The sequence below is a fragment of the Ramlibacter sp. genome (genome assembly GCF_035706265.1).
Taxonomy (GTDB): Bacteria; Pseudomonadota; Gammaproteobacteria; order Burkholderiales; family Burkholderiaceae_C; genus Ramlibacter.
On record NZ_DASSVG010000695.1, the window covers coordinates 1 to 6,905 of the forward strand.

8 protein-coding genes and 1 pseudogene are annotated in these 6,905 nt (G+C 70.2%); 3 read left to right on the forward strand and 6 right to left on the reverse strand.

The features are described from left to right. The coding region (locus tag VFM98_RS24925) for a C-terminal helicase domain-containing protein (RefSeq protein ID WP_325112582.1) at window positions 1-780 on the forward strand (780 nt) is incomplete at its 5' end. Window position 781: 1 nt separating this feature from the next. Here VFM98_RS24925 and VFM98_RS24930 read toward each other — a convergent pair. Both VFM98_RS24930 and VFM98_RS24935 read right to left on the reverse strand, forming a co-directional pair. Continuing rightward, window positions 782-1,618: a symmetrical bis(5'-nucleosyl)-tetraphosphatase gene (locus VFM98_RS24930; RefSeq protein ID WP_325112583.1), complete on the reverse strand. Its 837-nt coding sequence runs from the start codon at window positions 1,616-1,618 to the stop codon at window positions 782-784. Next, window positions 1,603-2,580 carry a DUF2971 domain-containing protein gene (locus tag VFM98_RS24935; protein WP_325112584.1) on the reverse strand — a complete coding sequence of 326 codons (978 nt, stop codon included), beginning with the start codon at window positions 2,578-2,580 and terminating at the stop codon, window positions 1,603-1,605. Before VFM98_RS24935 ends, VFM98_RS24930 begins: the two co-directional genes overlap by 16 nt. A gap of 77 nt (window positions 2,581-2,657) precedes the next feature. Here VFM98_RS24935 and VFM98_RS24940 point away from each other — a divergent pair, with 77 nt between their 5' ends. Both VFM98_RS24940 and VFM98_RS24945 read left to right on the forward strand, forming a co-directional pair. Beyond that, window positions 2,658-3,959 (forward strand): hemolysin family protein, encoded by a 1,302-nt coding sequence (locus VFM98_RS24940; protein ID WP_325112585.1) that lies wholly within the window; start codon window positions 2,658-2,660, stop codon window positions 3,957-3,959. A gap of 17 nt (window positions 3,960-3,976) precedes the next feature. Then, window positions 3,977-4,726 (forward strand): SapC family protein, encoded by a 750-nt coding sequence (locus VFM98_RS24945; RefSeq protein ID WP_325112586.1) that lies wholly within the window; start codon window positions 3,977-3,979, stop codon window positions 4,724-4,726. A 54-nt stretch (window positions 4,727-4,780) separates the two neighbouring features. Here VFM98_RS24945 and crcB read toward each other — a convergent pair whose 3' ends face one another. The 4 genes and pseudogenes from crcB to VFM98_RS24965 form a co-directional block, all read right to left on the reverse strand. Then, the gene (crcB, locus tag VFM98_RS24950; RefSeq protein WP_325112589.1) at window positions 4,781-5,158 is read right to left on the reverse strand and encodes a fluoride efflux transporter CrcB; all 378 of its coding nucleotides are present in this window, start codon (window positions 5,156-5,158) and stop codon (window positions 4,781-4,783) included. Between the two features lie 11 nt (window positions 5,159-5,169). Beyond that, window positions 5,170-5,853: a response regulator transcription factor gene (locus VFM98_RS24955; RefSeq protein WP_325112587.1), complete on the reverse strand. Its 684-nt coding sequence runs from the start codon at window positions 5,851-5,853 to the stop codon at window positions 5,170-5,172. 94 nt (window positions 5,854-5,947) lie between these two features. Continuing rightward, window positions 5,948-6,262, reverse strand: a complete 315-nt coding sequence (locus tag VFM98_RS24960; protein ID WP_325112588.1) for a hypothetical protein — start codon at window positions 6,260-6,262, stop codon at window positions 5,948-5,950. Between the two features lie 196 nt (window positions 6,263-6,458). Further along, window positions 6,459-6,905 (reverse strand): annotated as a pseudogene (locus VFM98_RS24965) (hypothetical protein); the annotation flags it as partial.

Genomic DNA, 6,905 nt, shown 5'->3' on the forward strand with positions numbered 1-6,905 from the left:
CCGGTGACCATCGAGGTCTCGCGGCCCAACACCACGGCCTCCACCGTCGAACAGCACTTCTTCAGCGTGCCCGAGGACGACAAGCGCCGGGCGCTGCGGCAGCTGGTGCGCCAGCGCGGGATCTCGCAGGCCTTCGTGTTCGTCAACAGCAAGCTCGGATGCGCGCGGCTGGCGCGGGCGCTGGAGCGCGACGGCCTGAAGGCCGTGGCCATGCACGGCGACAAGAGCCAGGACGAGCGGCTCAAGGCGCTGGACGCTTTCAAGCGCGGGGAGGTCGACCTGCTGGTGGCCACCGACGTCGCCGCCCGCGGCCTCGACATCAAGGACGTGCCGGCGGTGTTCAACTTCGACGTGCCGTTCAACCCCGAGGACTATGTGCACCGCATCGGTCGCACGGGCCGCGCCGGCGCCTCGGGCCTGGCGGTGACGCTGGTCTCGCCCGGCGACACCCGCCTGGTCGCCGATCTCGAGCGGCTGCTGAAACGCAAGCTGGAGATCGAGCCGCTGGAGTACGAGGAAGACCGTCCCCGCGGCCGCATCAACGACGGCCGCCGGGCCTGGCGCCAGCAGGGCGACGAGGAAGACCGGCGCGAGCGCTATGTGGAGCGCCGGCGCGAGGCGCGTGCACCGGCCGACCCGTTCTTCGACCAGCCCTACCAGCCGCCGCAGCGCGAGGAAGCCCCCGCCTGGGAGGCCAGCGCCAAGCCGGCCAGCAACCGCGTCTCCAGCAACATCAAGCCCAAGCGCAAGGTGGCGGCGCTGTTCAAGGCAGTGCAGTAGTTCATTCCCCCGGCACCTGCGCCTGCTCGCACTGCTCCTGAATGAGCTCGTGCGCTCCGCCGCCGGATTCGTCCAGGCGCAGCGCGGAGAGGCAGCCGCCCCACACGCAACCGGTGTCGAGCGAGATGATGTCCGGCCGCCGCAGGTAGCCGAGCGTCGACCAGTGGCCGAAGGCGATGCAGGTGCCGGCACTGCGCCGCCCCGGCACGTCGAACCAGGGCAGCAGGCCGGGCGGGGCCTGGTCCAGGCGCCCCGAGGCCTTGAGGTCCATCGCGCCTTCGGGCGTGACGAAGCGCAGCCGCGTGAGCGCATTGACGATCACGCGCAGGCGGTCCGCGCCTTGCAGCGCGTCGTCCCACCGGTCCGGCTGGTTGCCCCACATGCGCGCGAGGAAGGCCCCGAGCTCCGGGCCGCGCAGCACCGCTTCCACTTCCGCCGCCAGCGCGAGCGTCTGCGCCAGGTCCCACGACGGCAGCACGCCGCCGTGCACCATCAGCAGGCCATGCGCGTGGATCGCCATCGCGCGGTGCCGCAGCCAATCGAGCATGGCCTCGCGGTCGCCCGCCTGCAGGATTTCGTCCATCGTGTCGTTGCGGTGCGGCGGACGATGGCCATGGGCGACCGCGAGCAGGCTCAGGTCGTGGTTGCCCAGGAGGCAGCGCGCGGCGTCGCCGTACGCCATCAGCCGGCGCAGCACCGCCGCCGAGGCCGGGCCGCGGTTGACGAGGTCGCCCAGCAGGTACAGCGTGTCGCGGCTGGGCGAGAAGGCGATCTTCGCCAGCAGCCGCGCCAGCGGCGCATCGCAGCCCTGGACGTCGCCGATCAGGTAATGGGCCATGGCATCCGTTGCGAACGATAGGGGGTGCTGGAGCGAGCGACGCGGTCGGCCCAGGCCGGCTGGTAGATCTCCAGCATGCGTTCCACCGAGCGCAGCGCCAGCGGCGTGGCCAGCACCGGTCCGAGGATGATGCGCCGCACCATCTCCTTCAGGCTGGGCCCCTGGCCGGGGCCGCCGAGGGCGTCGGTGGTGAAGCGCAGGCGCGGCTCGATGCCGCGGGCGCCGATCGCGTAGTGCAGCCGCTGCGTCAGCACGCCCTGCCGGTCCTGCTCGCGCAGGTACACCAGCCGCCATTCGCGCTCCTCGTGGAAGCCGCGGTGCTTGGTGAACAGGGCGAACAGCTTGATGCGCTCGAACAACACGGCGGCCGCCGACTGCATCCCTTCCACCGGGCCGCCGGCGCGCTGCAGCGCCTCGGCGAAGGCCTGCAGCTTGCGCTCCATCCAGGCTTCGCTCTGCTCGTAGGAGAGGTACTGCACCTCGCGCACCAGCAGCGGCGAACCGGCCGCGAGCAGCGGCGCCACGTCGAACACGATGGCCACGCCGTTGCCGTCCCCGCCGTAGCCGCGCCACATCGACAGCAGGCCGTCGTCGCCGATCCCGTCGTCATGCACCGAGCAGCTGAAGACGTAGACGTCGAAGGCCGACTCGCCGTCGAAGGCGGTGTAGAGCGCGTCGAAGGCGTCCAGCAGCGCGTTGTAGTGCGCCGGCGGGCAGGCCTCGCGCAGGCCGGCGTGGGTGCGCACGGCGTGCAGGCCGAGGTTCATGCCGTAGCGCAACTCGTCCACGTCGTTCATGTACAGCGGGTTGGAGAACCAGATCTCGCCCGTCTGCGCGATGCGCTCCAGCGTGAGGATGGAGGTGTAGTGCGCCAGCAGCGGCAGCTGGCTGGCCGGCGGCCGGGCCTCCATGTCGGCCCAGAGCACGTCCTCCAGGTCTTGGCGTCTCAGGTCTTGCGGCATCCGGGGGCAGGGTTGGACGCGGCCGAGCCGCGCGATCCTTGCAGTAAAGTGCAACGCATGGGATTCTGTCCTGATTCATGGATTTCCTGCTGATCGCGTTCCTGACGCTGCTGAACGGGCTGTTCGCCATGTCGGAGATGGCGCTCGCCTCCAGCCGCCGGGCCCGGCTGGCGGCGATGGCCGAAGGCGGCGACGGCGGGGCGAAGGCGGCGTTGAAGCTGATGGACCAGCCGACGCAGTTCCTCTCCACCGTGCAGGTGGGCATCACCTCGATCGGCATCATCAACGGCATCATCGGCGAGGCCGCGTTCAGCGAGGAACTGGCGCAGTCGCTGCGCGGCTGGGGCATGCCGGAGCGCCCGGCCGGCATCGCGGCCACCGCCATCGTGGTGGCCATCATCACCTACGTGACCATCATCTTCGGCGAGCTGGTGCCCAAGCGCATCGGCCAGCTCTATCCCGAGGCGGTGTCGCGCTTCGCGGCGCGGCCGATGCGCTGGCTGTCGCGCGGCGCGGGGCCCTTCGTGCGGCTGCTGTCCGGGTCCACCCAGGCCGTGCTCAAGCTGCTGGCCATCGACACCACCACCCCGCGCGGCATGACCGAGGAGGAGATCGCGCACAGCCTGGAAGAGGGCGTGGATGCCGGCGTGATCGAGCAGCACGAGCACCAGATGGTGCGCAACGTCTTCCACCTCGACGACCGGCCGCTCACCTCGATGATGGTGCCGCGCTCGGACCTGGTCTGGCTCGACGCCGCTACCAGCGTGCGCGAGGCGCTGCGGCGCGCCGGCAGCGGCGAGGCGCATTCCTGGTATCCGGTGTGCCGCGGTTCGCTCGACGACGTGGTCGGCGTGGTGAGCGTGTGGAGCCTCCTCGCGCTGGGCCCCGACCACGAGGGGACGGTGGAGCCGCACGCGGTGCCGGCGCTGTTCGTGCCCGAGACCCTGAGCGGCATGGAGCTGCTGGAGCAGTTCCGCATCGAGTCGGCCCGCATCGTGTTCGTGGTGGACGAATACGGCGTGGTGCAGGGCCTGATCACGCCGCACGACCTGCTGGAGGCCATCACCGGCGAGCTGCAGCCGCCCGAGCACACCGAGGCCTGGGCGCGCCGGCGCGACGACGGCTCGTGGATGCTGGACGGCCTGATGCCGGTGTCCGAACTCAAGGCGCGGCTGGAGATCCGCGAACTGCCGGAGGAAGACAAGGGCCGCTACAACACGCTGGCAGGCCTGCTGATGTCGCTGTCGGGGCACCTGCCCCGGCCGGGCGAGAGGATCGATTGCGGCGACTGGATCTTCGAGGTCGTCGACCTCGACGGGCGCCGCATCGACAAAGTGCTCGCGCAGGCTGTTGCCCAGCCTGCCGAAGCGCAACACTGACGGAGGAGAGGAGATCCATGGCACAACAGATGTACTACGAGAAGCCGGCGCTGCTCGATCGCGAGAAGCACCGCCACCGGCGCGTGACGCTCAACGGCGGCTTCGCCTTCGCCCGCAAGTCCAATTCGCTGTATCTCGCGGCGGTGGAGTTCAACGAAGCCTGCAAGGAATACCCGATCGTGTTCACCCGCTCGCCCAACGGCAAGACCGTGCCGGTGGCGGTGCTGGGGCTGCGCGACCGGGAGAACCTGTTCGTCGACGGCCAGGCGCGCTGGGTGGCGCGCTACCTGCCGGCCTTCCTGCGCCGCTATCCTTTCGTGCTGGCGGAGCTGCCCGGCGACGGGTCGCTGGCGGTGTGCATCGACGAGGCCTACCCCGGCCTCGGCGACACCGAGGGCGAGGCCCTGTTCGAGGCCGACGGCAAGGAAACGCCATTCCTGAAGCAGACGCTGGACTTCCTGACCCGCTACCAGCGCGAGGCGGCGCGCACCGAAGCCTTCTGCAAGAAGCTGGAGGAGCACGGCCTGCTGAAGGAGACCAGCGCCCGCGCCGACCTGCGCGACGGCCGCTCCTTCACGGTCAACGGCCTGCTGGTGGTGGACGAGGAAAAGCTGATGAAGCTGCCGGATGCGGTGGCGCTGGAGATGCTGCGCAGCGGCGAGCTGCACCTGATCACGGCGCACCTGCTGTCGCTGTCGAACATCCAGCTGCTGGCCGACCGGCTGGCGCAGCGCCCCGAGGTGGCGGCGGCCCCCGCCGCTGCCTGAGGGTCGGCCTGGCGCGTGCGCCCGCGCGCCGCGGGCGCAGCGCGCCGGGTCGCATCAGCGCCCGGGGTCCATGGTGGCCAGGCCCAGGGCCGTCAGCGCCAATGAGCCGGCCAGGTGGGTCACGGCTATCAGGACGGCCCAGCCGTGCCGTCCCTGCATCAGGTGGTTGACCACCTCGGCCGAAAAAGTGGAGAAGGTGGTCAGCCCACCCAGCAGGCCCGTCACCAGGAACAGGCGCACTTGCGGCGGCAGCTCCGGGTGGTGGCCGAGCCATCCCAGCACCAGCCCGATCGCATAGCCGCCCAGGAGGTTGGCCGCCAGAGTGCCCAGCGGCAGCGAGGGCAGCAGGTGATTGAGCTGCAGGCCCAGGATCCAGCGCAGCACCGCGCCGATGGAAGCGCCGGCGCAGATCGCCACCACCGACAACGCGATGCCGGCCCCGCTCAAGACGCGCTGTCCGTGGGGATGCGGTAGCCGACGCCGCGCACGGTCTGGATCAACTCGTCGCCCAGCTTCTTGCGCAGGTGGTGCACGTGCACTTCCACAGCGCCGCCGTCGCCGACGCGGTTGCCGGTGCGCTCGAGGATCTCGGCCCGGCTCAGCGGCCGGGGCCGGTCTTCCAGCAGGGCCAGCAGCACGGCGAATTCCTGCTCCGTGAGTTCCACCGCCTGCCCGCCGCGCTGCACGAATCGGCTGTTCGGATCCAGCACCAGGTCCTTGTGGGCGATCTGGCCGGCCGAAAGCGTGGTGCGCCGGCGCAGCAGCGCGCGCAGGATGGCCGACACCTCTTCGAGGTGCACGGGCTTGATCACGTAGCCGTCGGCGCCGAGGTCCAGCGCGGTGAGCCGCGAGCGCAGCTGAGAGCGCGCGGAGATCACGAGCACGGGAGTCTTGGCGTCGGGCAGTTCGCCCGGCGGCGAGCGGCGCAGCCTCTGCAACAGGTCCGTGCCGTCGCCGTCGGGGAGGCCGAGGTCCAGCAGGACGGAGTCGAAGGGCGTTTCGCGCAGCACCTTCCACGCCGAGGCCAGGTCGCCGCAGATATGGTGTTCCCAACCCTGCCGACGCACCACGGCCGCGAGGGTGGTGGACGTGGTGGGATCGTCGTCGATGATGAGGACGCGTGTCATGAAACCCCGGGAGTCCCAGGATTGTGCATGACACGCGCGGGAGCCGGACTGCCCGGCCTTCCAGGCGGGCAATCCGGGCGGATCGGCGTAAGACTTAAGCGGTCAGCTCGGGCTTGAGTTCGGCCACGGGGATGATGCCCTGGTCGCCGTCTTCGTAGACGAGGTGGGCCACGTTGCCCATCATGCGCCAGCAGGCGTTGAAGCGCTGGCCCTGGAACAGCGCCGAGGCGGCCTTGTATTCTTCCTTTTCGGACGGATCGATCCGGCTCAGCACGAGTTCGCTGCTGCAGGCGGTGTCGGACAGGCGCACGGAATCGTCGCCCTGCCGGGCCACGAGTTCCTGGGCCAGGGTGGGGCCGGCCGCCAACGCGGCGGCCATGGCGGCGGCGCAGAACACAAGGGTTTTCATCGCGGTTCTCCCAGAACGTAAGCGCATCCGCAGGCCACGGGATGAAGACTGAAGGTCTGCGCTATGGGTCCATCGTGGGGCCGACCGCGAAAATGGCCTGTAGGACCGGCGGCGCCGAGATCGTCCGCCAACTGCGCCGGCCGGCCGAGGCGCAGGCGAAGCCGAGGCACGCCGCCGTCCTGCGCGCCTCAGCCACTCACGCTTGCGCCGGAGGCTTCCAGACGGCGCTGTTTTCCTGCGCGTACTGTTCGAAGCGGCGCGGTGCATGGCCGGTGACCCGCTGCACCTCGTCGTTCACCGGCGCGGCGTAGCCCTGCGCCAGGAAGCCCAGGATGGCCACGAGGAAGGCGGCGTAATCGGCCGGCAGCCCGGCGCCGAGCAGCGCCTGGTTCATCTGTTCGGGCGTGATCTCCTGGTAGCCGATGGTCTTGCCGGTGACACGCGAGAGGATGGCGGCCACCTCGTCGTGGTCCAGGGCCTCGGGGCCGGTGATGTCGAAGGCCTGGTTGTCCAGGTCATGGCTCGTGAGCAGGCGCAGCACCACGTCGGCGATGTCGCGCGCATCGATGAGGCTCACCTTCGCCTTGCCGGCCGGCAGCAGGATCTTGCCCTGGGTGTTGATGCCGTGAAGCCAGAAGGTGTG

What these genes read in the sequence shown, in the direction of transcription:
- VFM98_RS24930 (WP_325112583.1), bottom strand. Translation starts at nt 1,618, where the DNA reads ATGGCCCATTACCTGATCGGCGACGTCCAGGGCTGCGATGCGCCGCTG.
- VFM98_RS24935 (WP_325112584.1), bottom strand. Translation starts at nt 2,580, where the DNA reads ATGCCGCAAGACCTGAGACGCCAAGACCTGGAGGACGTGCTCTGGGCC.
- VFM98_RS24940 (WP_325112585.1), top strand. Translation starts at nt 2,658, where the DNA reads ATGGATTTCCTGCTGATCGCGTTCCTGACGCTGCTGAACGGGCTGTTC.
- VFM98_RS24945 (WP_325112586.1), top strand. Translation starts at nt 3,977, where the DNA reads ATGGCACAACAGATGTACTACGAGAAGCCGGCGCTGCTCGATCGCGAG.
- VFM98_RS24955 (WP_325112587.1), bottom strand. Translation starts at nt 5,853, where the DNA reads ATGACACGCGTCCTCATCATCGACGACGATCCCACCACGTCCACCACC.
- VFM98_RS24960 (WP_325112588.1), bottom strand. Translation starts at nt 6,262, where the DNA reads ATGAAAACCCTTGTGTTCTGCGCCGCCGCCATGGCCGCCGCGTTGGCG.